This window comes from Chitinophaga sp. S165 (assembly GCF_003182155.1).
Classification (GTDB): Bacteria; Bacteroidota; Bacteroidia; order Chitinophagales; family Chitinophagaceae; genus Chitinophaga.
Genome location: NZ_QGTG01000010.1, coordinates 1 through 24427 on the forward strand (window position 1 = coordinate 1; position 24427 = coordinate 24427).

The 24427-nt window shown below is 38.6% G+C and carries 26 protein-coding genes; 15 read left to right on the forward strand and 11 right to left on the reverse strand.

Annotated elements, in window-relative coordinates; genetic code table 11:
- The 5 genes from C7475_RS27765 to C7475_RS27785 form a co-directional block, all read left to right on the forward strand.
- On the forward strand, positions 1 to 1371 hold a 1371-nt coding region (locus tag C7475_RS27765; RefSeq protein WP_233259985.1), incomplete at its 5' end, for an McrB family protein.
- A gap of 196 nt (positions 1372 to 1567) precedes the next feature.
- Positions 1568 to 1951 carry a (deoxy)nucleoside triphosphate pyrophosphohydrolase gene (locus C7475_RS27770; protein WP_110056698.1) on the forward strand — a complete coding sequence of 128 codons (384 nt, stop codon included), beginning with the start codon at positions 1568 to 1570 and terminating at the stop codon, positions 1949 to 1951.
- 38 nt (positions 1952 to 1989) lie between these two features.
- Positions 1990 to 2970 carry a thymidylate synthase gene (locus tag C7475_RS27775; protein ID WP_110056699.1) on the forward strand — a complete coding sequence of 327 codons (981 nt, stop codon included), beginning with the start codon at positions 1990 to 1992 and terminating at the stop codon, positions 2968 to 2970.
- The gene (locus C7475_RS27780; protein WP_199236299.1) at positions 2970 to 3761 is read left to right on the forward strand and encodes a hypothetical protein; all 792 of its coding nucleotides are present in this window, start codon (positions 2970 to 2972) and stop codon (positions 3759 to 3761) included. Before C7475_RS27775 ends, C7475_RS27780 begins: the two co-directional genes overlap by 1 nt.
- Entirely contained in the window at positions 3758 to 4696 is a 939-nt protein-coding gene (locus C7475_RS27785) for a hypothetical protein (protein WP_110056700.1), read from the forward strand. The genes C7475_RS27780 and C7475_RS27785 overlap by 4 nt, the downstream gene beginning before the upstream one ends.
- Here the strand turns inward: C7475_RS27785 and C7475_RS27790 are convergent.
- The 3 genes from C7475_RS27790 to C7475_RS27800 form a co-directional block, all read right to left on the reverse strand.
- The gene (locus C7475_RS27790; RefSeq protein WP_110056701.1) at positions 4693 to 5772 is read right to left on the reverse strand and encodes an ImmA/IrrE family metallo-endopeptidase; all 1080 of its coding nucleotides are present in this window, start codon (positions 5770 to 5772) and stop codon (positions 4693 to 4695) included. The genes C7475_RS27785 and C7475_RS27790 overlap by 4 nt on opposite strands.
- A complete protein-coding gene (locus tag C7475_RS27795; RefSeq protein WP_110056702.1) occupies positions 5769 to 6095 on the reverse strand; it encodes a hypothetical protein in 327 nt (108 codons plus the stop codon). Before C7475_RS27795 ends, C7475_RS27790 begins: the two co-directional genes overlap by 4 nt.
- A gap of 220 nt (positions 6096 to 6315) precedes the next feature.
- Positions 6316 to 6876 (reverse strand): phage exclusion protein Lit family protein, encoded by a 561-nt coding sequence (locus C7475_RS27800; protein WP_110056703.1) that lies wholly within the window; start codon positions 6874 to 6876, stop codon positions 6316 to 6318.
- A gap of 616 nt (positions 6877 to 7492) precedes the next feature.
- Between C7475_RS27800 and C7475_RS27805 the strand changes: the two genes are divergently transcribed.
- Both C7475_RS27805 and C7475_RS27810 read left to right on the forward strand, forming a co-directional pair.
- Positions 7493 to 8761: a hypothetical protein gene (locus C7475_RS27805; RefSeq protein WP_110056704.1), complete on the forward strand. Its 1269-nt coding sequence runs from the start codon at positions 7493 to 7495 to the stop codon at positions 8759 to 8761.
- An 871-nt stretch (positions 8762 to 9632) separates the two neighbouring features.
- The gene (locus tag C7475_RS27810; protein ID WP_110056705.1) at positions 9633 to 10823 is read left to right on the forward strand and encodes a putative phage abortive infection protein; all 1191 of its coding nucleotides are present in this window, start codon (positions 9633 to 9635) and stop codon (positions 10821 to 10823) included.
- Between the two features lie 467 nt (positions 10824 to 11290).
- Here C7475_RS27810 and C7475_RS27815 read toward each other — a convergent pair whose 3' ends face one another.
- The 4 genes from C7475_RS27815 to C7475_RS27830 all read right to left on the reverse strand — a co-directional run bounded on the left by C7475_RS27815 (position 11291) and on the right by C7475_RS27830 (position 13842).
- Positions 11291 to 11662 carry a hypothetical protein gene (locus C7475_RS27815; protein ID WP_110056706.1) on the reverse strand — a complete coding sequence of 124 codons (372 nt, stop codon included), beginning with the start codon at positions 11660 to 11662 and terminating at the stop codon, positions 11291 to 11293.
- Positions 11663 to 11961: 299 nt separating this feature from the next.
- Complete coding sequence (locus C7475_RS27820; protein ID WP_110056707.1) at positions 11962 to 12501, reverse strand: hypothetical protein; 540 nt, start codon at positions 12499 to 12501, stop codon at positions 11962 to 11964.
- A 186-nt stretch (positions 12502 to 12687) separates the two neighbouring features.
- Entirely contained in the window at positions 12688 to 13032 is a 345-nt protein-coding gene (locus tag C7475_RS33590) for a transposase (protein WP_199236307.1), read from the reverse strand.
- Between the two features lie 237 nt (positions 13033 to 13269).
- Positions 13270 to 13842: a hypothetical protein gene (locus C7475_RS27830; RefSeq protein ID WP_110056708.1), complete on the reverse strand. Its 573-nt coding sequence runs from the start codon at positions 13840 to 13842 to the stop codon at positions 13270 to 13272.
- Between the two features lie 253 nt (positions 13843 to 14095).
- Between C7475_RS27830 and C7475_RS27835 the strand changes: the two genes are divergently transcribed.
- Positions 14096 to 14563 carry a GNAT family N-acetyltransferase gene (locus C7475_RS27835; RefSeq protein WP_110056709.1) on the forward strand — a complete coding sequence of 156 codons (468 nt, stop codon included), beginning with the start codon at positions 14096 to 14098 and terminating at the stop codon, positions 14561 to 14563.
- A gap of 63 nt (positions 14564 to 14626) precedes the next feature.
- Here C7475_RS27835 and C7475_RS27840 read toward each other — a convergent pair whose 3' ends face one another.
- The 3 genes from C7475_RS27840 to C7475_RS27850 all read right to left on the reverse strand — a co-directional run bounded on the left by C7475_RS27840 (position 14627) and on the right by C7475_RS27850 (position 18171).
- Complete coding sequence (locus C7475_RS27840) at positions 14627 to 15202, reverse strand: N-acetyltransferase (protein WP_110056710.1); 576 nt, start codon at positions 15200 to 15202, stop codon at positions 14627 to 14629.
- Positions 15203 to 15388: 186 nt separating this feature from the next.
- A complete protein-coding gene (locus C7475_RS27845; RefSeq protein WP_146217680.1) occupies positions 15389 to 16987 on the reverse strand; it encodes an alpha-N-arabinofuranosidase in 1599 nt (532 codons plus the stop codon).
- Between the two features lie 68 nt (positions 16988 to 17055).
- Positions 17056 to 18171, reverse strand: coding sequence for an acyltransferase (locus tag C7475_RS27850; protein ID WP_233259986.1), 1116 nt, complete (start codon positions 18169 to 18171; stop codon positions 17056 to 17058).
- Positions 18172 to 18291: 120 nt separating this feature from the next.
- Here C7475_RS27850 and C7475_RS27855 point away from each other — a divergent pair, with 120 nt between their 5' ends.
- Both C7475_RS27855 and C7475_RS27865 read left to right on the forward strand, forming a co-directional pair.
- Positions 18292 to 20109 carry a glycoside hydrolase family 2 protein gene (locus C7475_RS27855; protein ID WP_110056713.1) on the forward strand — a complete coding sequence of 606 codons (1818 nt, stop codon included), beginning with the start codon at positions 18292 to 18294 and terminating at the stop codon, positions 20107 to 20109.
- 253 nt (positions 20110 to 20362) lie between these two features.
- Entirely contained in the window at positions 20363 to 21103 is a 741-nt protein-coding gene (locus C7475_RS27865; RefSeq protein WP_146217681.1) for an alpha/beta hydrolase, read from the forward strand.
- Positions 21104 to 21140: 37 nt separating this feature from the next.
- On the opposite strand, the gene C7475_RS27870 is transcribed toward C7475_RS27865, so the two are convergent.
- On the reverse strand, positions 21141 to 21527 hold the full coding sequence (locus tag C7475_RS27870) for a helix-turn-helix domain-containing protein (protein WP_110056716.1): 387 nt from the start codon (positions 21525 to 21527) through the stop codon (positions 21141 to 21143).
- 121 nt (positions 21528 to 21648) lie between these two features.
- Between C7475_RS27870 and C7475_RS27875 the strand changes: the two genes are divergently transcribed.
- From C7475_RS27875 to C7475_RS27895, 5 genes are all read left to right on the forward strand, one after another.
- Positions 21649 to 22023: a DoxX family protein gene (locus C7475_RS27875; RefSeq protein ID WP_110056717.1), complete on the forward strand. Its 375-nt coding sequence runs from the start codon at positions 21649 to 21651 to the stop codon at positions 22021 to 22023.
- A gap of 230 nt (positions 22024 to 22253) precedes the next feature.
- The gene (locus C7475_RS27880; RefSeq protein ID WP_110056718.1) at positions 22254 to 22952 is read left to right on the forward strand and encodes a hypothetical protein; all 699 of its coding nucleotides are present in this window, start codon (positions 22254 to 22256) and stop codon (positions 22950 to 22952) included.
- 166 nt (positions 22953 to 23118) lie between these two features.
- Positions 23119 to 23598, forward strand: a complete 480-nt coding sequence (locus tag C7475_RS27885) for a DUF2975 domain-containing protein (RefSeq protein WP_110056719.1) — start codon at positions 23119 to 23121, stop codon at positions 23596 to 23598.
- A gap of 3 nt (positions 23599 to 23601) precedes the next feature.
- Positions 23602 to 23826: a helix-turn-helix transcriptional regulator gene (locus C7475_RS27890; protein WP_110056720.1), complete on the forward strand. Its 225-nt coding sequence runs from the start codon at positions 23602 to 23604 to the stop codon at positions 23824 to 23826.
- A gap of 179 nt (positions 23827 to 24005) precedes the next feature.
- The gene (locus tag C7475_RS27895) at positions 24006 to 24413 is read left to right on the forward strand and encodes a VOC family protein (protein ID WP_110056721.1); all 408 of its coding nucleotides are present in this window, start codon (positions 24006 to 24008) and stop codon (positions 24411 to 24413) included.
- The last annotated feature ends 14 nt before the right edge of the window (positions 24414 to 24427 follow it).

Consider the following 24427-nt stretch of genomic DNA (forward strand, 5'->3'; position numbering starts at 1 on the left):
TCCACAAAAAGTATGGAAGGCCTGCCTTCGGCAGGAATTAAGTTTTGTCGGTGGTCAAGATACCGTTCCGCTGGTCAGCATCTCCGGAATACACATCGTAGGGACAGGATTTATAAAATTGAAGATGGAATCGAGGAATTGAACAACCAGGCATTGCAAGAAAAGACGAGTGAAGTTAGTAAGGACACGAATAGTGAGTTACCGGCTAAAAAGACGCGCAAACGAAAAAAAGGATCGAAATCTGGAATAATTATAAATTCGACGTTTCCAAGTGAAATTGACTTTAATCATCCATATCGCCAAGTAATAATGGCAATAAAAACAAAACCCTTTTTACTAATAACTGGTATGTGTGGAACCGGAAAATCTCGGTTCGCGCGAACTCTTGCGTATCAAACATGCCCGAAGTACCTTCAGGAAGATGGAATACCTGGCAACTTCCAAATGATTGCTGTTCAACCAGAGTGGTCTGATTCGACTGAATTATTAGGCTGGCTTACTCTTCAAGGAACTTATAAATTTACCCCTTTTCTTCATTTTCTCATAAAATCATGGCGATATACCGATACACCATTTATCCTATGCCTTGACGAAGTTAATTTAGCGAAAGTGGAACAATACTTCGCGGATTTCCTATCTATCATTGAAAGCCGTCAATGGATAAATAACGAATTTGCCTCAGACGCTTTTATCAGCGGAAGTCAAATGAAGTTTTACTCAGATCGAGATCCAAATATGTGGGAAAGAATCGGACTTAAATTAGATAGTGGACTGCAAAATAGCTTTCTCTCCCATGGCATAAGGTTACCTCCCAACTTGATTGTAATAGGAACCGCCAACATGGATGATGCTGGTCAAAGGTTTAGTACGAAGCTACTCGATAGAGTTTCGGTACTGGAAATGAATGAAATAGACTTTTATGCAGGGATTAGATCCGATGATGTAGCGTTGAAGTTCCCAGCCACCCCTATATCAAACGACAAAATTTTGGGACGGCTTTTATCTGGTAAAGACGCTTACACGTTATCTCCACAAAACGGAGATTTAATTATATCCGAACTTCAAGCTTTAAACAAAATATTTACCGGAACGTCGTTTAGATTTGGATACCGTGTTCGTGACGCATCCCTTATCTATTGCGCCTACAATTCGCAATTGTCTGGAAATCCAAATACTAAGGAGACGATTTACAAATGTTTAGATGAGATCATCCTAATGAAAATACTTCCTCGGATTTCTGGAGAAGCCGCAAAAAAAGTGATAGATAGCCTGCTTCGATTTACAAAACTTAAATATACAAGAAGTTACCAACGGATATTGCTTATGCAGAGCGAATCGAATGAATATTTTGGTATTTCCTTCTGGCAATAGCACCACCACAACGCCCCTTCTTTTTCCAACAAGCCCTTGTCTCCTTCTCACGTAGGAACATGGGCTTCTTAGTACCTTAATACTTTCGAAGAAGACATCACCCATTATAGACGCAGTTACGCTAGATAGCGAACCCTTTTCATAGCTAATTGAAACAAATTAGAAATAAAATGATAGAAATTTAGAACTTTGGCTTATGAAAGTTGTTATATGTGGAATAATCTTACGAGACGAATTAGTCTTTGTTGCGAAAAGAAGTAGCAAAATGAGTGTACCCAGTAAGTGGGAATTTCCTGGTGGAAAAAAGAATGAACATGAATCGGAGGAAGATTGTTTAAGACGTGAACTAAAGGAAGAACTTAATATAAGCATTAGAATTAAACAACGTTTTACGTCAAATATTCATCATTATAATGATATTTCTATTAATCTAATTGCATACATAGTAATTTATACAGGAGGACAAATTCACTTAAAAGAGCATGAGGATGCAAGATGGTTTAAAAAAGAAGAGTTACTTGATTTAAATTGGGCACCCGCTGATATACCCATTTTACATAAATTTTTGAATTATAAATAATAAATGTTGATTTGGCAAACTCTTTAATTCCCTAGCGTATGTATTTTGAAGGCCCCACCCTTGATGATATTTTAAATGACGTATTTAAATCATTAATCAATCTTCCATTTGATAATCAATCTACACGTAGTAACGAAAATGGTAACTCAAGTGAGATCATCGGTCCTACACTAAAATTATTAAACCCACGGTCCCGCCTAAGCCGCACAGAAACCAAAGGAACTGTATTTAGCGCAATTGGTGAACTATTATGGTATCTGTCAGGAGACAATAGCTTGGATTTCATTAAATACTACATTCAAGCTTATGAGAATGAAACTGATGACGGAATAACTATCCATGGAGGCTATGGTCCAAGGTTGTTTAAAGCTCAAGATGAAATAGATCAAATTGCCAATGTCATAGAACTTTTGAGAAAGAAACCATCCTCGCGACGTGCAGCAATTCAAATATTTGAAGCAAGAGATTTAAAGGATTTCAATTATAAAGACATACCGTGTACATGTACTTTGCAATTCTTAATTAGACAAAATAAGCTAAGTATGGTAGTATATATGCGCTCTAATGACGCATATAAAGGCTTACCACATGATGTATTTGCATTTACAATGCTGCAGGAAATAATCGCCAAAACCCTAGGTGTGGAACTTGGCGACTATATTCATTCAATTGGTAGTTTACATTTATATGAATCGTCTAAATCAATGGTTAATAATTATTTGGATGAGGGAGCACAATCGACAAAAATTTACATGGCAAGCATGCCAGACGGTGATCCATGGAATTCAATAAACAAGTTATTGGAGATAGAAGAGAAAATTCGAAAAAATGAAGAGATTGACATTTCCAACTATGATTTACCAAATTATTGGCAGGATATTGCATATTTGTTAGTAATTTTTAGCCTCGCAAAGAATGATAAAACTAATGAGGTCAAGGAATTCAGAAGAAAAGTATCTGATTCTGTATATCATACATATATTGATAAAAAAATAAATAACAAAAAAGGTACATTATAATGCTCAATGAGGAAGTGTCGATTTTAGTTAAGCGGTTGAAGGATCCTGTAATAAAAAAAACAGCTGTAATAGAATGGGGAAGTCCTATTCCTTCGTTCGGAAACCTAGTTTCGTCAAAAATAGCTACCGTTGGCTTAAATCCCAGTAATCGTGAATTTGTTGATTTAAGCGGAAAAGAGCTAGAGGGCTCTTATAGAAGATTTCATACTTTAAATTCACTGGGAATAAAGAAGTGGGAAGAAATAGATGAAAGTCACTTGTCTTCTATCGTCAATTTGTGTTTTGAATATTTCTCTCGGAATCCGTACGATGGATGGTTTAAAAAATTAGACAATATAATTTCCGGAACAAGCATGTCGTACTACTTTCCTTCTGGTGAAGCGTGTCATTTGGATTTAATTCCATATGCTACGTCTTCTAAATGGACTGACTTGACATTAGAACAGAAAAAATTATTATTAGAGATTAGCGGAGATACCTTAGGATTATTATTAAAGCGATCTAAGATAGAAATGCTTATTTTAAATGGAAAAACAGTAGTTGAAACGCTGCAGAAAATTTCAAATGTCTCATTTGAAAAGGTTAGGATGGATAGTTGGACCCTGCCGAGAAAAGGTGGTGGAGTAGCTGGGTACGCTTATAAAGGGACAATTAGAAGTTTAGGAGGACACAAATTTAAAAAAGCTATTAAAGTATTAGGGTATAATCATAATATTCAGAGTAGCTATGGTGTAACAAAGGAAGTCCAGCTAGCAATTAGAAATTGGATAACAAATGAAGTTGGAATATGAGACCAGAAGATATAGAAATAGCAAATAGTCTTTCACAAAAGCTAATAGAATTTGCGAAAAAAACTCATCCATTACCAGGTATAGCAAAACCCCAGGCAATGGAAAGTCTTGTTGCACAAATGGTTGATAGCATTAGACGAGTAAAATATGTTGAAACAATTCGCGATAAAGAATTATCAGCATCATGTACAGATCCTAATAATCCAAATTATGATCCTGTAAAAGCAGCTGCATACTTTCGTCAAAATGGTAATATCAATGAAGCTCATTGGCAAGTTTTTTTAGCTATTCATTTTGGTAAAAATCTCAAGTCTGGTTGGAGACTTGCTCGCGAAGTATATCGAGCGGAAGGTAATGCACATCATTGGGATTGGCAACATGTGAGTAATGATATTGAGGGATTTATTTTGTGGTTAAGATTAAACACTGCTCGTTTAAAAAGGATCGGTAGTTTCGGAAATCACCGAAAATATCAAAGTTTAAATGCAGATTCTAATGCTGGTACGGGTTCTACAGTGAGGAGTTACATCGGTTGGATAGGAGACACAAAAGACCATCATGATTTAGTAAAAAATGCTGTCGAAAATGGTGGAAATAATCCACAAGCTCTTTTCGATATACTCTATCAAGGTATAGACCAAGTTAAAGGTTTTGGAAGAATGGCCAAATTCGACTATTTAACTATGTGCGGTAAACTCGGAATTGTTGATATAGAACCGGGTTCTGCATATATGGAAAACGCAACAGGCCCTGTTACAGGTGGCCGATTGTTGTTTGAAGGAAAAAAAAATGGAGTTCTTACTGAAAAAGAATTAGATGACTTATTAATGTCTTTGCAAGAAAAACTCCAATTACGTTTCGGAATGCAAGTCTTAGAAGATGCAATCTGCAATTGGCAAAAATCTCCCAATACCTACATTCCATTTAGAGGTTAATTATGAAAAATCTCTTCCCATTCATATCGACGTATATAACCCTTAAATGCACTGTAAGGCATACGCTCTAAATAATGAAGCTGGCCCACAACAATTCCCAGCGATATGTCAGCATCTTTAGCAAAGTTTTTAATCTCCCTCGCGTTAACTGGCATTGTTCTTAGGCGAACTTGAAGATTTTTAGGGATAAGAATATCCAGTGCAAACTCGTTGGCCTCTTTTTCCTCTATACTTTCTTGCGTACTAGGGGAATTTTCAAGAATTAACTTTTCTCCATGTAACAATAAGTGTCCTGCTTCATGAAAAAAAGTAAACCAGAAATTATCCTCCGACTTATGTCTGAAACTTAAAAGAATCATTGCCTTTTTCTCCGTTAGAAATTTGGTCGCACCATTAACAGCGCAACCTGTAGGAGTTTGAGCAATGATTACAGCAACCCCACATTTAGCACATTCATCCTTTAATTTCACAAGAAATTCACTTGGCTTATTAGATTTTACTAAAGCACGTAATGCTTTAAGGGTTTTCTCAAATCTTTGAGCGTCCCAATCATTACATTTAATAAATTCACTCTGAATCTCACCTTGCCTAATCCATGTAGCAACTGAAGCTGGATTTGAGCTGATCTTCTCGGATTTCCTAAATGCGGTTAAAGATGTTACAACTCCATATTTTTTTCTCCAAGCCCATACATCTGGTACATTAAAATAACGCAGGCAAGACTGAACGATATCTGAGGTTTCACCAATCCAATTGAACTTTTTCATCTCCTTAATGGGAAGCTCTTTCAGCCATTCCTTTTCCTCGGATTCTCTTAATCTCGTGATGCTTTCACGATACTGATTTTCCCTATTAACCCAAAAGTTGGCAGATCCGCCAACAGTCTTTTCCAATTTTTGAGCAACATCTCTATTTATCTCAACGAATCCATGCAAAAGTTCTCTAGCATATTCAACGTCACTATCCATTCCTTTAGCAAACTCATGGAGAGACATTTTTTTTGAACTTAAAATATCCAAAATGGTATCGCCGGGAACTGATGCCCACATTGGTTGAAAACTTTCAGATTTGTTCATATCTTTTCAATTTTCAATATTTTAATACGTGTTACCCTATTCCAATCAATATTTCCGAAAGAATTTTTAGGCTTATTTTTTATGTGATTAGAACAAAAAACAAGCCCATATCCCTCCCCGAGGTCGAGAATATATATGGAATGATCTTCATTACCAGCTTGTCCTTGATTTTCAGGAGGAAGTTCTGTTAAATTCTCAACAGCACTAATATCTGCCAGACGAGTTTGGAGATTTTTTGATATTGCCACACCAAATTTGGTTGCTGAAATAACAGGATCCTCACAAAGCGCCCGAATCTGCCTATCCAAAAAAGCTATTACCAACTGTAGTACTTTATGTTATAAACAGGTCTATTCAAGAGAGTTTACATATTAATATACTATAAAATAATGATTTTGCAAAAAATTTGCGCAAATTTACGTTTTTCCTTGATATGAGAAGACCATTTTCATGGAAAAGGTCATTTTACATTATAATTAATAAAATAATTCAACAAAAACTAAAATTAGAATAGTGAAGCTTTTTAAAGAACTAAATAGGACTTCAAAATTCATTATGTAATATAACAACCATTGCTAAGCACCATACTCCAATCATAGCACCGAGTTTTATATTATTAACATCACCATTCTTCTCTCCAGCCATTATTATTTCAAATGCCCTTAAGTCAGCTTCTTTTTCTTGTTCAATAGATTTAAGATGGTCACTATCGATAGCTAAACAATGTGATAATTCTTGATGAGCGAATTCATGAGCCAAAATGAAATTAACCGTTGAAAGATATGCGAGATTTGTTCGCTCAATAAGATTCTCATAACCAGACTTAATGTATTCCGGATTAGGCATATCAAGCTTCCAGTCACTATATTTATCAATTAAAGAAAATCCGTAAGCCCATGTAGCCTCAGCCTCCGAAAACAGAAATAGTTCATTGAGGGACATACTCTTCGTGGGAGACAATGCATTCTCAATTCTGAGTAGAACTATAGTAAGAAAACTGTAACAGTTATACCATAGATAAGATAGAAATGTTTCTTGAATAAAAATTCTTCCAAATATAGTTTTGGGACTTGCGATTTTTTCGCAATCAACTTGAAATTCTATATTTTCATCATTTTCCTTCCCCTATGAGACTCGGATTTATATTTCTAAATGACGCTAGTAATCTCTTTTTCAGTACTCTCACGGGCATTATTCCTTGAGCAGAATTATCATTCCGATATTAGTCATGAAAAGTTTTCTTTTTGATACAACTTAGCACCACAATTTAATCTCTTTATCCTTTCTTTGAAAAAATCAGTTAAAATACAAATACAATGTTTATCCTGCTATTTATTCCTTTTGTTTTGACTTTTAATACAACTGATAAGATTATCCGACTGTGTCACTATTTTTCTTGAAATATGCGATGTAGTAGATAAGTATATTATTGAAGTCTGATTTTTGCCATTCATCATTTTTAGCATTAGGTCTGATTTAAAATAGCAACATGTTTGCTTTCTTAGCTCATTAACGTAATATTAACTTCTTTTGAAAAAAAATAGCCTAACTAGTACCGAATTAAACGCTAACATTATTGTTATAATTTAATTTAACAACTAAAGGATCTAATCGGTTTAAACAGCCATGGAAACTAATCATCTACGAAAGTTTTGCTAGTTCATGTCACATCAGCTCAATATTTGAACATACTAAATTATTATAAATCTATACAATCAATATGAAATTTGAAGAAATTAAAGATGCTATACAAATTCTGTTCAACTTTAAAATAATTGAAGAAACTGAAAGCAAGGTTTTGTTTAATTTGATTTCAGATAAAAAGGCGTTCCTATTAAAGGAACAAGTAAATAATATAATAGAAGAGCTTACCTTATTTAGCACAGAACAAGATGTAGAACTATTTAACAGTAATTCGTATGAAATTTTAGTTCGTGATGAAATAAGAGTCCCTGTTTCAAAAGATGTTGAACAAAATGATGCGATAAACAAAATCGAATATAAAATAGCCGCACCTTCTGACAGATATTTGATTTTTTTCATCCATAATCTATCAAAGCAAAATACCCCAAAAATACTGAGAGGTGGCATTATACCTTACAAACTTAGAAAGATATTTGACAGAGGAGAACAGCAAAATTTGCCATATGAGCCGAACGTTATTGACGTAATTAAGGAAATCGTGCCAAGGCTCGAGACATTACAAATAAGTAGTGGAAATGCAAAACGTAAACCAGAATTTGAGCAACTTATTTATGCTTTTCTGTTTAATTTAGGATACAACCTTGACTACACATTTCTACCATTAAGATTTATGGATGAATTCACACAACCGTACCGAATTGGCCATCTAAGAAGAGCCAATTTTTCCGATCTAGAGCCGCCCAAACGAATTTATTTAAATGAATTAATACTACACTACCAAAAAGGAATTTCTAGTGAAAGCATTGATCATCAGTTTTTGTCCTTTTACCATGTATTGGAACACTTCTTTGAAAAAATATACAATGATGATATTCTAAACAGTATTAAATCAGAGCTAACGAAACCTAATTTTTCATATAAAAGGAACAAAGATGTTGCAGGTCTAATCAGCCTAATACAAAATAGACTTAAATATAAAAATGATGAATTTCAATTGAATGAACTCGAAGCCTTAGAATTAACGCTTAAGAAATTTGTAAGAGATTTACCATTTTTGTCCAGCGAGTTAATAACAATTTCAAGCACACTTGTTGAATATTTCAAGACTACTGAAGTTTCTTTTTCAAGAGGCAATAAAGTTAATTTTGAAAGCACTAATACAAATGAAATTTATGTAAATCTAGCAAAACGAATTTATTTGACTAGAAACTCTATTGTCCATAGTAAAGAAACTGATAAGAGCAAATACACTCCATTTCGCGATGACCAATATTTAACAAAAGAAATTTATCTATTAAGATTAATTGCAGAAATTGTAATAATTGACAATTCTAAAGAGCTTTAATGATAATGAAAAAGTGCAAGTCGAATTGCAATATAAAATAGAAAGTTAATTGCTTGTACTATGGACGTTTCGGATATAGTCAGAATAATAAGATTTGTAAGCTAGAGGAAGATCATCCTAATTTACACCCCAAATTGATTTTCTACGTATTCGATCGCAAAAATTTCAGTAAATTTAGCGTGACAGGTAGAAAGAGTAGGAAAGTGTGCAGAATAAGCTACTTTTCGAAAAGTTCTAAATCCGTGACACATATTTGACACACAGGCTCCATAACGACTTGATTTTCAGAACTGAACTCGTTCCAGTTCTGGGCACGTAAAATGCAAAAGCCGCTCTACGAGCGGCTTTTGCATTTTTGGTTATCTTACTAAATTTTACAAATGTTTCATATTCAATTTAAAACAGGTTCGATAAGCGGTAATAGTCTGATTGTCCTCTCATATCGTACAGTTGTGACTTTGTATAATTGATAACCGGCTGTTAGATTAAATGAGAACTTCTTCGATGGAGGTAAGCGTACGTAATGGATGGACTCGTGTTTTAAAATTTGAAAGAATTCTCGGTTGTATAATTAGCTCGGCAAATCCCCTTTCTCCTTCTACTCATTTTTCCTTTAAGTTCATTTGATTTACAACTACGGAGGCTAAATTGAATGAGCTGCGGAAAAAGAAAGCTTAATTACAAAAGCTTCAAAAAAACTATAGTTGCTCTGCAGGCTCCTCGTAACTACAACGGCTATCTATCACAGGAAATCTTCAAAATGCTTGTCTGACCTTGACTAGTGTCATATAGCTGCTCATATTAACGAGAAAAGGACCTTTTGGTTATCTAGATAAAAAGATGGAGATTGTATAATTAATATCTCTATACGATGTCATTCGACTCAGATTCCATAAAACTTTTAGTTAAAAGCTGGTTTAAGAAACTAAGTTCCATAATACATAGTCCAATTCTAATTGGTCTTGGTGGTTTTCTAATAATAATAGGTTTTGTTTACTGGGTAGCACATTTTCCCTTCTGGATTCACGATAGCAAGAACTATCAGATTTATTGTGACACAGGCCAGATTGGTGATACACTTGGTGGAATTATGGGACCGCCAATTGCTATTCTAGGAGTAATCCTAACATTTCTCGCATTTTTCATTCAATACCGGGCCAATGCCGAACAACGACAACAATTTGAGCGATCGATGGTGCAGCAGCAACAACATTTTGAAAAAACACTCAAGGAGCAATCCAAAACTCATAAATTGGAACAAATAGAGAACCGTTTTTTTGAGTTACTAAAAATTCACAAGGAGAATATTAACGAGTTAACATTTTCGGATGAAATTAATGGTAGAACTTTATTTAGAGTTATGCATCATGAACTTAGGGTAATTTATCAACTCCTTAAAGGCGGAGTGAAAGATGCTAGTGGCCAGTACATTTTCAAGCCTCATAATAGCATTTCAGAAATGGAACTTTTGGAATTAGCATACTTTATATTTTTTTATGGAATCCAAATTGCTAGTAGTAAGCAAAACATCGAAAAATTGAGCGATTTTCAGAAGGAAATGTTTAATAGTAGTATGCAATACTTCCGCAAAATTCGTAATGACCAAAAGCGAATAAAAAGACTGAACGCCTCACGGAAAACCTTTCGATTTAGCTATATAGATCCTGCTAATAATAAAATAAAAACTTGCCTATTTGAAAACGTCCCATTCAATGGATACGACAATAAACTAGGGCATCTTTACAGGCATTTATTTAGAAGCTGCCAATATATTCTCAATCAGGAAATTTTGGACTTTGAACAGAAAAGAGAATATATCAAAATGCTCAGAGCTCAATTGTCTAACTACGAACAAGTAATGATATATTACAATGCAATTGTGTGGTTCAAAGGCCAATGGGATGAACTGTTTATCCATTATCAATTTATTCATAATATTCCGCTCGATATTATTAAAATAGGGCCAGCTATTGAAGATCTATATAAGAACGAAATAATTGTTGTTTGGGAAAATTATGGCGAGTATATGTTTGAACATCAGCAATTTCGGCCAGCTGGTTAGATATATCGTATCAACTACCTTTTATGGAAAAGACGTCATATAAATGGTAAGCCAAGGAACGAAGACTGGATCCAAATTTACAAAAAGTGAGACGCTACATATATTACATTTATATAGATTTTAAGGAGTAGCACTTTTACCTAACTTATTAAATATCATTGACAATTGGTTCGAGAATAATTCGCTACTGGGCACATAAAATATAAAATCCGCTCTAGCAGCGGATTTTGTATTTTATGCTATATACAACCATTTTATAAATTACTTATAAAACTAGCGGACATTTCCTATTACAAATATTAACAGCTTCCATTTTTCTTTTCCTCTTTATAAAAAGCTAAAATGCTCTATTTATAAGAATAAAACTCCTGGGCGCTTGATCTTGACATATAGTAACTCAAAAACTATGCAAAGCAGGCACTTGCCCACCGATGTAGTAGTTTATAATAATAACCTGTCAAGGCATTTTAGTTGTTCAGCTCCGTAAAAATTGTTTGCCCGTTGAACTCAATTTTAGAGATATGTCTCTGTGAATTAGTGGGATCTAAAGGCGTCCAGTATTTCGGGTACTTTATTAAAATCTCTTTATTGATAAAGACTGCCCTTAACCTTTTTAGGTCCAACCCTTTCTCAAGCCCTCTGTTTGCATAAAATGTTCTGTCAAATCCTTGTAATTTGAAAAAAATGTCCTTGGTTCCGGATTCATTTATTTCGGTTACAAGTCCTTTTGCATGTAAAAGCTCATTTTCGTCTGGCGTAGGTATTGGTCTAAATGCTAAAAATCCAAGTACCAGAAAAAATGTCGCCCCAGTTAGTAGAATCCATTTTTTAGTTGTCATGAGTTTTCAGTTTAGCTGTCAAAACAATCCTGAAGTTACGGAAAACAAATATCCAGATAGTAAACCAGAATTACAATGCTTCTATTTAACCACATAATCATCCCATTAATATTTTATACCGAACAGGCGGAAGGTGGAATCAGTACTAGCACTGGTATGATTAAGTCACTGTTACGCCTATCCGCTTTTGTTACGGAATAACACATATTAAAATAACCCAAGCCAGCTGGCAAATTAAAGCGTATTCGAGAATGATCCCCAATCGGAAAGAGGCCATTCATAAACAGTGAAGACGTTTTTTATGTAACCAGCAATTCCTTTACGGTTCGATTCCCCGGCAAACTTTTCGCCACCACAATGATTTTACCACCCGCAGGCAATGTGGCTGCTTTATAATACCAATCTACGCCGTTCCGGCCCAAAATTGCACGCCCGCTTTCTGTAATAACACCGTCAGCGTCTACTACCTTTACCTCCACTTCTGCTACCCGGAACTCATTTTGGGCGGCCACTACCACTTCCTCCTTTTCTAACCTGATATTCTGGACTTCAGGGCTGCGGTAAGCATCCTTCACAGCTATATTATAGGCATTTTGCCCTGGTCCTGCCAGCGACTGATAGTAAGCCTTTATCTGTGGATCTTCCAGCATGAGCTGCGCACGTGCCGAGGCAATGGTCATCTTAAGCCTTGCCTCCAGCTGCTTTTGTGTAGGTTTTTTCCTTGAAGGGCCGCGTTTCTTCGCCATAATGATCTGCCCATTCCTTTCGTAGATCGTGATTTGCTTGCCGAGAGAACCCCGTACAAGCTGCATGAGGATATTGTCTTTAACAATGGCCATAAAAAGGTCGTTTTGAGGTTAGTAATACAAGTTTCCTGTATCGTTTATCTAAGGTACGTATAAGTATATTAAATGGTCATTAAAATATCATTTAAAGAGCACTTCAATATCGATTTGATATATAAATGACCTTTAAATATCCTTTTAGTAACCTTATAATAAGCTTATATGAAGCCGGTAGAAAGCCTATTCGAATACTTCAGAAGGATTAACTATACGGGCGAGGCTATTATCAGGGAAGTTCCGAATTGTCAAAACCGTTCGGTTCGAAACTGCGATGCGAGGGGTAACGGTTATAGAAATTTGCCTTGTTTGGATGTTCTGAAATCTATGCTGAACATACAAATCCCTCAAGAATTCAACATGATCCTTGAAAACTTGGGGGATTAGGAATCTAAGCAAGATTTTGATTAGTCTATAACGGAAAAATTCTACATCTCTCACACCCCGGAGGGCATTTTTAAAGGCTTTAATTTTTGCATTGAATGACTCCGCAGCCGCGTTAGTGCTCCTATTATCAAAGAAGTTCAGATGCCCAGATAGTGTTGTTGAATAGTTTTATCAAGCGTTTTAAACCAGGCCAGCCCCGAATAGCGTCAAAGACCATTCTTGCCATTAACCTGACATATAGTTTCTATGCATCGTATATCTGTCTATATTATTCCCAAAATCTTTCACTTGACTTCTTCTCTACATAACCAAAACTCATTTCAAAGAAAAAAGGGGCGATCCGAATAAGTCGGGTCTGTACAAAAAAGTTTTTGAATACTAAGGGACTTTATCGAATACGGTCTTCCAGGAACGCTCGCCGCCCCATGAGGTTGATTTTGCATTGGCCTGAACAGAAATAGACTTGCTATCATTGCTCAACTTCCAAACCTCTGTTAAGTAAACAAATGCTTGCTTCTGAACATTTATATTGAAAGGAGTGACAACCATCAGGTGTACAATTGAGTTAACAGTCATAGTTTGTCCCTCAGCTGACAACTTCACGGTAAACTTCTTTCCTCTTTCCCTGTCATAATTAATGCGGCTTTCTTTACCGTCGAAGGTCAGTTTCTCCTGCCTTGTATCCGACGCTGCTCCGGGAGACGGGTTTGGTATTTCTATGGTTAGAAAATCTGCCTGCTCTGTTATTTTCATTGTTTTTGAGCGCATACGATCACCCTCTTCATATACGCAAACAATATTTCCGCCCATACTTATCGACTCTTTGGATTTCCATTCGCCAGAAAAGTCAGCGCGATGAGTACCATTTTTTTGTTGAGCATGTACGGCAAAATAAATTACTCCTATTAACAGAATAATAAAACAGGACAAAACGTTTTTTTTATTTTTCATTTGTTTATTTTTTTGCTTTTTAATGGCGACGTGTATTTCATCCAGCGAAGTTACTTTGATACCCTTTAGAGAGTAAAACCTGGATTGTAAATAAAAATGTAACCTTTGTAAATAAATACTTTATAATCGTCATTATTTGGATGATAACAAAACAGACCTCTTACTACTGCCTGAGATGCCTTTCTATAAATGGCTTGTCATGGGCTTTCTGTTTTTTTATTCTGTAATTTCACGGGTATTCTGAAAAAAATCGATGATGGATTTAAAAAACGATACGATTCTTCTGCATCCACTGACTGAAAAAGATGCTGCGGTATATTACCAACTCTATTGCGAAAGAGCAGATGAGCAACCTTTTCTCCCGGATGAAACCCCGTGGGCATTTACAACCCGGATTCTCAATTTGTGCAATTGCTTATTCACTATACGACTTAGAGACCGCCCGGAAATAATCATCGGAGATTGCGCCTTGCATGACTGGAATCAGAAGAATAAGGAAATTGAAATTGGAGGATCCCTATTCAAAGCCTATCAGGGGAAGGGTTATATGCAGTCTACTTTTACACTTCTTATGGAATATGCAGGGAAACATTATCAGGCAAAAAAAATCATAGGCAAAACGCAGGCAGACAATAACCATGCAATTCGCCTGGTTGAAAAGCTGGGCTTTCAGAAAGAAAAGGAGGAAGGCAACGTTGTGATGCTTAGTAAAGCATTGTGACTGAATTTAGATAATCAAAAAAACGTCTCCCTTCAGTTTAGCCGGCTTGGATTTTCCTTCATTTCATCGCGCCTTTCTCAACATGGGCCGTACAATAGGTGAACTGCCAGATTGAATTTCACCGATAACCTCGAAACCGTGACGTTCATATAGCGAAATATTCCTGGGATTTGAAGATTCAAGATACGCAATTGATCCATCACGGTCAACGGCCTTCAGCGCTTCCGTCATTAGTGCGGACCCCACGCCTGCCCCCTGATGTGTCGGGTCCACACCTATCATCGGCAAGTACCAGTGCGGTTCGGTTGGATGAAACGCTTCCATTTGCTCAAAAATTCCCTGCATGTCTTTTTTTATACTATTGTCTGTATTCTCATCGAACAGCCTCTTTAAACTTTCTTCATCAGATTTCGCACCGGGCGGCAACCATAGGGCAGCGCCGCTGATATCACTGGCAATGTAAGCTGTCCCCTTCCCGAACGCGCTTCCGCCGAAAGCCTTTACTATGGACGAGAATATTGCCAGATATTTTGCCGGATCCGGCAAGCTCCATCGTGCCATCGGATCACTGCTGAACGCCAAAGTCAATACACAAATAGCACTGGCCTGATCCATTGGCGAAGCTGTTTTTATTATCATATCATAGTAATTTTAGAACTCTCCTTTTGCAAATTGATCACCTATGCTCCAGAGACCTTATTACGCCGATCAAACAGCAAGGAACTGTATCCTATGGTTGACAGGCTGATAATAGTCAATCCAATTGAATGTTGAATTACAAATGCTATGCCTATAAGAATGCAGGGACCTCCCGCTTTAAAATACTTATATCTTTTTATACCTGATAGCCGTAATGGAATGCGCGGGGAAAGTATACTCGGAAAGGTTATCAGCAAGCTTTTTCTCAATTGATGTCACTACATTCTTCGCCGGATTTTCCAGTGTGTTCATCGCGTTGATCGAAGCTGCATTCAGTTCGTATACAGCAGCAGGCGCATACTTTTTACTATCGATGCTGCGAAGATCTGTTTTGACCGCTTGCTCCGGATGACGGTTCACTGCAAAGATCACCAGACTACCATCGTTGTCATGCAGGGTGACGGCTACGTCTAATGCTTTGGAATCCTTCGATCCCGCCATTTTCAGATCGGGAGTTACCACCTGTGTTTTCAAACTTACATTACCGGCGTGCTGGCGGTAGAATTGCATCGGGTAATAGATGGTCTGACAAACAGCAGCTGTTTTACTGGTCATAATCGGCGCCAGTACATTGACTGTCTGTGCCCAGGTGGCCATACCAACCACTGAAGCCTGTCTGAGCATGATGTTATAGAAGGTAGCGGTACCTAATGCGTGCTCCCAGGTATAATATTCTTCCAGCTGATACGCGCCCGTGCCACCGGGTTCCCAGATCCCCAGTTCATCGATGGCTATCTTAACCGGATTGGCCCTGTGCGGGAAGCGGTACCATTTATTGAAGTCCGTCACCTTTTCAGGTGTCAGTGCCTGGATCTGTCCTTTTAGAGTGAGGACCAGTTTTTCCATATGATCGACCTTCGGGAACAATGACGCCGGTTTACTCTTATCAGAGCTGACATAATGATGCATGGAGATGTAGTCACATACTGCGCCCATTTCTTTCAGAACATATTCATTCCAGGTATCATCAGCACCGCAGAGTACGAGTTTTGCGTTTTTATCCTGCAGCTTGATTGCTTTGGTATACAACCACGCTTCTTTAACGAACTCTTTAACATCCTGTAAACGACCGATATCCGGACCGGCAGCTTCCTCATTGCCTATTCCCCAGTACTTTACATTAAAAGGCTCAGAATGGCCGTTTTTACGGCGCAGATTCGCATAATAGGTATCTTGTGTACCGTTGCAATATTCGACCCAGTTACCTGCTTCTTCTGCCGTCCCCGTGCCCATGTTGACCGCAAAATAGGTATCTGCCTTTAACGCTCTTGCATAGGCAATAGCTTCATCCGTACCGAAGTGATTATCTTCCACACCACCCCATATGAGATTAGGACGGCTGCGTCTTTCTGCCAGCGGACCGATACCATCCATCCAGTGATAGATCTTGGTAAAGGTGCCACCGGGATATCGTAGTATGCTTGGTTGCAAACCACGGAACTTCTCCAACACGTCTTTGCGGAAGCCTTTGGCATCAGACAGCGGAGAACCTTCTTCGAAGATACCTCCATTGATGGCCCTACCAAGATGTTCGATGAACTGGCCATAAATACCATCATCTATAGTGCCCTCCGGATGCGTGAAGTCGATCTCAATACTGGCCTCCAGCGGAGCGCCGGTAATGACGGAACGGACAGCTGCAAAAGCGCCGCCTTTCAAAGCGACACCTAGTCCGCTCATGCCAATAAGACCAATGAAATTTCTTCTTGTTACCTGTGTGTTCACGTAATTAGTTATTAACTGATGATCAACAAGATGACAAATCCTAAGCAGATTACATAGCCGCTAAAGAACTATGCCTTTACTTTTTTTTTCAGCCAGGCTCTTACAGGTTCATCGTAGTATTTCAGACTGAGATAGCCTACTAATACCGATACGACAAATGTCAGTATACCATATACGACTGCCAATGGCATGTTTGTGCCCTTGTGTGCGCTTACCCAGCCAGTATAAACGTAAATGAACGGATAGTGTGTGATGTATAACGGATAGGAAAGGTCCGCAAGGAATTTACATATTTTAGATTCTCTGTTGCTGTGGATCTGGCCGCTTGCGCCGAGATATACGATCAACGGGAATACGAGAATGATGATAAAAGATTCGTAAATACCATTCATCCAGAGGTGATCTGCACCGCCGATCCGAGGAATGGCCAACACTATTGTCAGTAATATGCCGCACCACAGGAAGGCATTATTAATACGCGTGGGTTTAGTAGCTCTGGACAACAACAGACCGGCAAAGAAAGGGAACATCAGGCGGGTAAAGCCGATGCCTAATTGCTCTGGGGTTATAGACCATCCGCCGATAACGTCGCCGGTAGGACCGAATACGGTCAGATAGATAAGCGCAATAGCGGCAAGGCCGACGAGTATAGAGAGCGCTGATTTTGATAATTTCCTGATGCCAAGTGCATAAAGAATGTTACCGACATATTCAAAGAACAGTGACCAGGCTGGCCCATCCAGCGGATGCATTTCCTGCCATCCCCTGATATCCCAGGAAACAGGGATCGGTATGAGGGTGAAACCGATAAGCATGATCAGCAATAGTTTCCATACCGGCACGGTGTGAATGGCCGGGAACAGTGGCGAATCAGATGCGTAGAAGAAAATAGCGCCTATGATCATACCCATGATCACCATAGGCTGAAGCCGCTCCAGCCTGCGTTTGAAAAAGGTACCGATAGACATTTTCTGCCAGCGGTCATCATAGGCATAACCAATAACATAACCCGAAAGCAGGAAAAAGAAATCAACGGCCAGGTAACCGTGATTGATCATCAGATCAAGATGACTCGTGGAATGCGCTTCTAATACGTGGAAAATGACAACGATCAATGCGGCTACACCACGTAGCCCGTCCAGTACAAGATAATGTGGTTTTGTAGGAAGAGGATGTGTGCTCATATGGCGCATAAGATAGAGAGAAAAATTCTGAAAAGATAGTGCCCTTTACGATGATCTGCGGAGTACCATGATAATGAAGAAAAAAATGTATTTTGTCTCAGGTGTAACCTTGACAAATATATGCAAACAAAAAAATGCCTGCTTTTATGGGGACTCATATTGTTCCACGGAGTCTTTGTTAAAACTTCTTTAGCGCAGCAACCTAAACTACCTACCCAATGGACAAAGGCTGCAATGCAGTCAACAGCTCCTTTTCCTGAATATCCGCGTCCACAGCTGGAACGCAAGGAATGGATGAGCTTAAACGGGAAGTGGGATTATATTGGCGGTAAAAACGTCGCCAGTGCATTAGCTCCTGTAAAGCCAGTGAATTTTAGTGATAAGACCGAAAAGATACTGGTGCCATATTGTCCTGAATCAGTTCTTTCAGGCATTGAGCGCAACCAGGAAATAAACATGTGGTACCGCCGCACATTCGAAATTCCTGCTACCTGGAATGGCAAACAGATCATTATAAATTTCGATGCGGTTGATCATGATGCAACGTTATTTGTTAATGGAGAAAAAGCAGGAGCACATTCCGGTGGCTATACATCTTTTCATATAGACATTACGAAATTTCTAAAAGCAGGTACCAATACGATCGTCGTTGCCGCACATGATGCAAACGACGGCACGACACCATCCGGCAAAAACGGTCCGAGGGGAGATTATACTTTTACTTCAGGCATCTGGCAAGGTGTATGGCTCGAGCCGGTGAGTGAACATTATATTAAAAACATCCGGCTATTGCCTGATCTTGCAAACAACAGACTGGAAGTATTTGTAGATGCTGATGCTGCACAGGTGCGGGCAACTGCATTTGATGGAAAAAAAATGGTGTCTGAAATTTCCGGACGATCCGGAACGAAATTATATATTCCAATAAATAATCCAAAGTTATGGTCGCCCGATAATCCATTTCTGTATGACCTCTCCATTACCCTGACAGATAACAAAGGGAAGATCACTGATGAGATCAGGAGCTATTTTGGTATGCGTGATATCAAACTTGGTAAGTTAAACGGCGTCATAAGACCGCTGTTGAATAACAAGTTTGTGATGCAGGTCGGATTACTTGATCAGGGATATTGGCCTGATGGTATTCTCACGGCACCTACAGATGACGCCTTAAAATACGACATCGAATTCACCAAAAAAGCGGGCTTCAATTTAATCAGAAAACACATGAAGACTGAGCCGAAACGCTTCTATTACTGGGCGGATAAACTTGGTCTGCTGGTATGGCAGGATATGCCGGCTATCTGGTATCAGCATGAAGACACGGCAAAGGTAAGAAGCGCTTTCCGGAAGGAATTACATGCGATGATCGATGATCTTTATAACTCCCCTTCTATCATTACCTGGGTACCCTTCAATGAGAACTGGGGTGCTTTTGACGTAAAAGAGATAACTGACTGGGTGAAAAAACTCGATCCGTCAAGACTGGTAAACGGCAATTCAGGATTTAATAATAATCCGGGGTATCAAAAAGCAGCCGGAGATCCCGGTAATGGCGATTTTGTAGATACACATATTTATGTCGGACCCAAAGGTGCTTCAAAACCTGACAGCACGCGCGCCGCATCACTTGGTGAATTTGGCGGCGTCGGTTTGTTTGTACGGGGACATATGTGGCCGGTGGAAAATAACGCATATGCTTATGAAGCAACCAGAGACCGATTAACTGACAGGTACGTGCTCCTGATGGACCAGGTAGAACAGCTGATGCGATATCAGGGTTTAAGTATTGCCATATACACGCAGACGACGGATGTTGAACATGAGGTGAATGGCATACTGACCTATGACAGAGCTATAGAGAAAATGGATATTGAAAGGGTGAAAGCTGTGAATGACGCTGTGATAAACGCGGGCAATGAACTAAACCGGAAATAATTGAAAAATTAATCATCTTCCATTTTCAATACAATAATTCCCTGCTTCAATTTAAGAAATGGTATTATACTTGCTTTAGGTAATACCCTTCGGCGGTTCTCCTGAACTTTTTCCATAAAAAGTATGGCGAACTACCGGAAGGTAACTTGTACCGCAGATAGCAGTAGCATTGCAGAATACTATATGCTGAACTGGGGTAATATTGTGAACAATTATACTAAAAGTGCCTGGCAGGCAGGAAGTAAAGGAATATATGACGCAAAGCGTGAAAGTGATTTTTGGGATTATATTTATGGTCAGTAGTCTTGTGGCGGGCGCTCAAACACCGCAGGATACAGCAAAAAAAGAACAAAAAACTGTTTATCTTTTTAGTGGTTTAGGGGCAGACTCAAGTGTCTTCATGAACCTGGAACTTCCTGGATACCATAAAGTTTACATAAACTGGATCCCTGCACTGCGAACTGAATCAATAAGGGAATATGCGGGCAGGATCAAGAGCCAGATCACAGTTGAAAATCCGGATATCATCGGGCTTTCCTTTGGAGGAATCGTTGCGGTGGAGGTATCCAAGCAAATTAAGGTAAACAAAATGGTGCTGATATCTTCCGTCAGAACAAAAAGTGAATTGAACAGGAAACAGTTTTTTTTCATGAAATTGGGATTCTATCGGATCATTCCCGGTTCACTGATACGACGGGCTAACTTTCTCACCTATCAATATTTTGGCGCCAAATCCCCCAAAGATAAAAAGACTTTAACCAATTTATTGGCACATACAGATGTATCGTTCTTTCGTTGGGCATTGAAAAGTATTGCTTATTGGGATAATAAAGCAGCGCCGGAGAGAACTATCCAGATACACGGAACGGCCGATAGGGTAATAACCCATAGGCTCGTGCATCCTGATTATCGCATTAAGGGCGGAGGACATCTCATGGTTTTTAATAAAGCAGATACCATTAGTAAAATTATCACGCATTACCTGAACGACTAATACGCGATCCATTCGGGATGTGAGGCTCATGCAATTCTTAATCCTGGCTATTTGCAGACGCTGCGTACTTGTCAGCTACTCTTTCCCGGTGGATATCTCCCCAGTCTGACATCGCTTCCAGCATTGGTCCCATGGTTTTCCCCAACTCGGTCATACGATATTCCACGCGGGGTGGGATCTCCGGATAAACGATCCGCTCGATCACCTGATCCTCTTCCAATTCCCGGAGCTGGGCAACAAGCATTCGCTCGGAAATACCTGTAATGGATTTCTTTAATTCGCTGTAACGCATCGTGGAATTGTTCAGTTTATATAGGATTGCAGGCTTCCAGCGCCCTCCAATAACATTTAATGCCCTGCCCATACCACAGCTGTCATTAATGAGCTTCTCATTAAGCGCGTTCGTTGATGTGAGTTTTCTCATTTCTTACCTTTTTGTTAGTACTGGAGAATTTCGTTAGTACTTACAAAACTACCAGTTGCGATTTAATTTTGTGCAAGAAAATAATTGAAAATTTATTCAGACGATTTATAACTACAAATTTATGAAAACGTTCAAAAACATAGCATACTGGCTTTTACTCAGTTATTACATTTATGTATTCGGTTATGCATCACTTGAAAAAGTGTTTCATACCAAATCAATGATGGAAGGAATGAATTTCCTGGGCTTTGACTACACCTGGACCACACTGATCGGTTACGGTGAACTGGGCGGCTGGCTGATAGTACTTTTCGGTTTGTATCAAGCCCCATTCAGGAACCTGGGATTGCTGCTGTTATTTCCATTCGCCGTTGGTGCTTTTACCGCCCACATGGCTCATCACGAATATAGTCACTATTTCAATGCGTTGTATGTTACCGTAACTACACCGATCATGTTATACCTTGACAAAAATTTCAGGATCATTATTAAATGATCCTGAAATCCCTGACCGGAAATAAGTTACTCTATGACATTGCTATATACCCCGTAGATTAATCCCCTGTTCCCTTTTTGAAATAACATCCCGGATATTGCCATCTGAAATTGAGCGCTCAACTTTTTTGTTGCTATCTTCATCAAAAAGTTTTCAACCAGCATTGGTTCTGGCTAAGCCAGCTACTTTTCTGTGCTTCGTTCTCAAATAATTTTACATTATTTATCAATATGATAGATCTATCTCATGCAGAGAATCAAATTCAATGTGTCACAAATTTTAATGACCTGGTTTCTACGCCTTTTAGCGGAGTAACTAATGCACTCTGTTGGGCGCGTAAGCTAACGGGCGATTTTTCTGAGATCGTTAAAAAGGTAGCGCTAAGCGGAAATATAACAACAATTGAAGAAGAGGAACTTCGTGAACTTAAGCTGAGTGAACAAGGGCAGCTTGCCCGTGAAACCCTTTTTAATGACTTCGAAGTATTGAGAGCCCATGGCGCATCACCAATCCTTAACGTGATCAAATATTATGATCGGGATGAAGCCTACCCCTTCTTTCCTACGGATGTTTATTCTTTTCATGTGGACCGTTCTCCCATACCTGTCGATACCTTTTTATGCACCTACTATGGCGATCCGAGTGAAATATTACCAAATTCACAAGTCGAAAAGAAAGTACTTATTCCGGAAATACGTGACCAACTCAAAAAGCTATATGATGGAGCAGATGAAGGATTTGAATCATTCTTAAGTGAACATTTCTTTGATCTGCATTATCAGGCCAGGCCAAATGCACATCCAATAAGTTTAGGTCTTGGCCACCTATGGAGGCTGGCGGTTGATCATCCTGAAAGTAAGGTTCCTCCCTGTGTTCATCGTGCACCAGTGGAAAAATCCGGACAGAACAGGTTGTTGATGATCTGTTGACCACAAATCCTAATCCTAACAGTCTGCCAATCAACCTGAAATCGTAGATCAGTCTGATAAGAATGGCATTAAATGGAATACATTTCCCAAAAAGCAATAAATATTTATTGTTTATCGATAATTATTTATTATTTTTGAGGTGTAGTCTAAAATTCCTACCATCATTATGAAAAGAATTTCAATAATATTTCTTCAGGCAGTCATCGTACTTATTGGCCTTGTAGCACTTGCCATTCTGATCCGGGTCCCCTTAACCGAAGGAAGAGCCACCAACTTAGACCTGTTCAGTATTTACGCTGATCCGTTCATCTTGTATGGATACGCAGCGTCGATCGCGTTTTTTGTTGGACTATATAAGGCGTTCAGATTACTTGGATATATCGGACAAAATAAAGTGTTTTCTTCCAACTCAGTCAAGACTTTAAGGAGCATAAAGCATTGTGCTATCGTATTAAGCATTTTAATTGTGCTGGCAGGATTATACATCAAGATATTCCATAATAAAGACGACGACCCTGCAGGCTTTCTTGCCATGTGTATCGTAACCACTTTTGCTGCCGTCGTAGTTGCAACTGCTGCAGCGATATTTGAAAAACTATTACAAAATGCTATAGATATGAAATCCGAAAATGACTTAACAATTTAAGTTATGCCAATTATTGTAAACCTGGACGTGATGATGGCGAAGCGGAAAATCTCTCTAAATGAACTTTCTGAAAGAGTTGATTTGACATTATCCAACCTTTCTATCTTAAAGACAGGAAAGGCAAAAGCAATTCGCTTCAGCACATTAGACGCAATCTGTAAAGCTTTAAGCTGCCAACCGAGTGACATCCTGGAATATGTAAATGACGAAAAAACAGCGAACCAATAACAAACGGTTTGGCGGTTCAACTGCCACCTATATACGCCCATCATTCCCGATTATCCCATTTTATGATAAGAACAATTCTGAGCTGATCAGTGACTATTTTGTCATTTGGAATTCCCCTACTGACATAGGGTTGTCACCTGGCTAGATTTATTTCGTGTTCAATTAAAATCCAACACGACATGAATCTTTCATCAATTCGCATTATTACTGCCGACATCAAACGCCTTGTTCAGTTCTATGAAACCGCCACCGGAATACCATTTAGATGGTACACTGATGATTTTGCAGAAATACGGACATCCTCAGGGGCATTAGCTATAGGAAGCACCCGTACATTGTCTCTATTCGGCGGTAATAGTATTGCCGATGCAGCTAGTAACAGGTCCGTTATTATTGAGTTCCTGGTTGATGATGTAGACAATAAATACCAACAATTATCAAATATAACCAGCATAGACGTTGTACAGGAACCAACAACAATGCCATGGGGAAATCGTTCGCTTTTATTCAGGGATCCTGACGGCAACCTGGTAAACTTCTTTACTCCTGTATCACAGGAAGCCCAAAAGAGGTTCGAAGAAAAATAAAGGAAGTCTGAAAA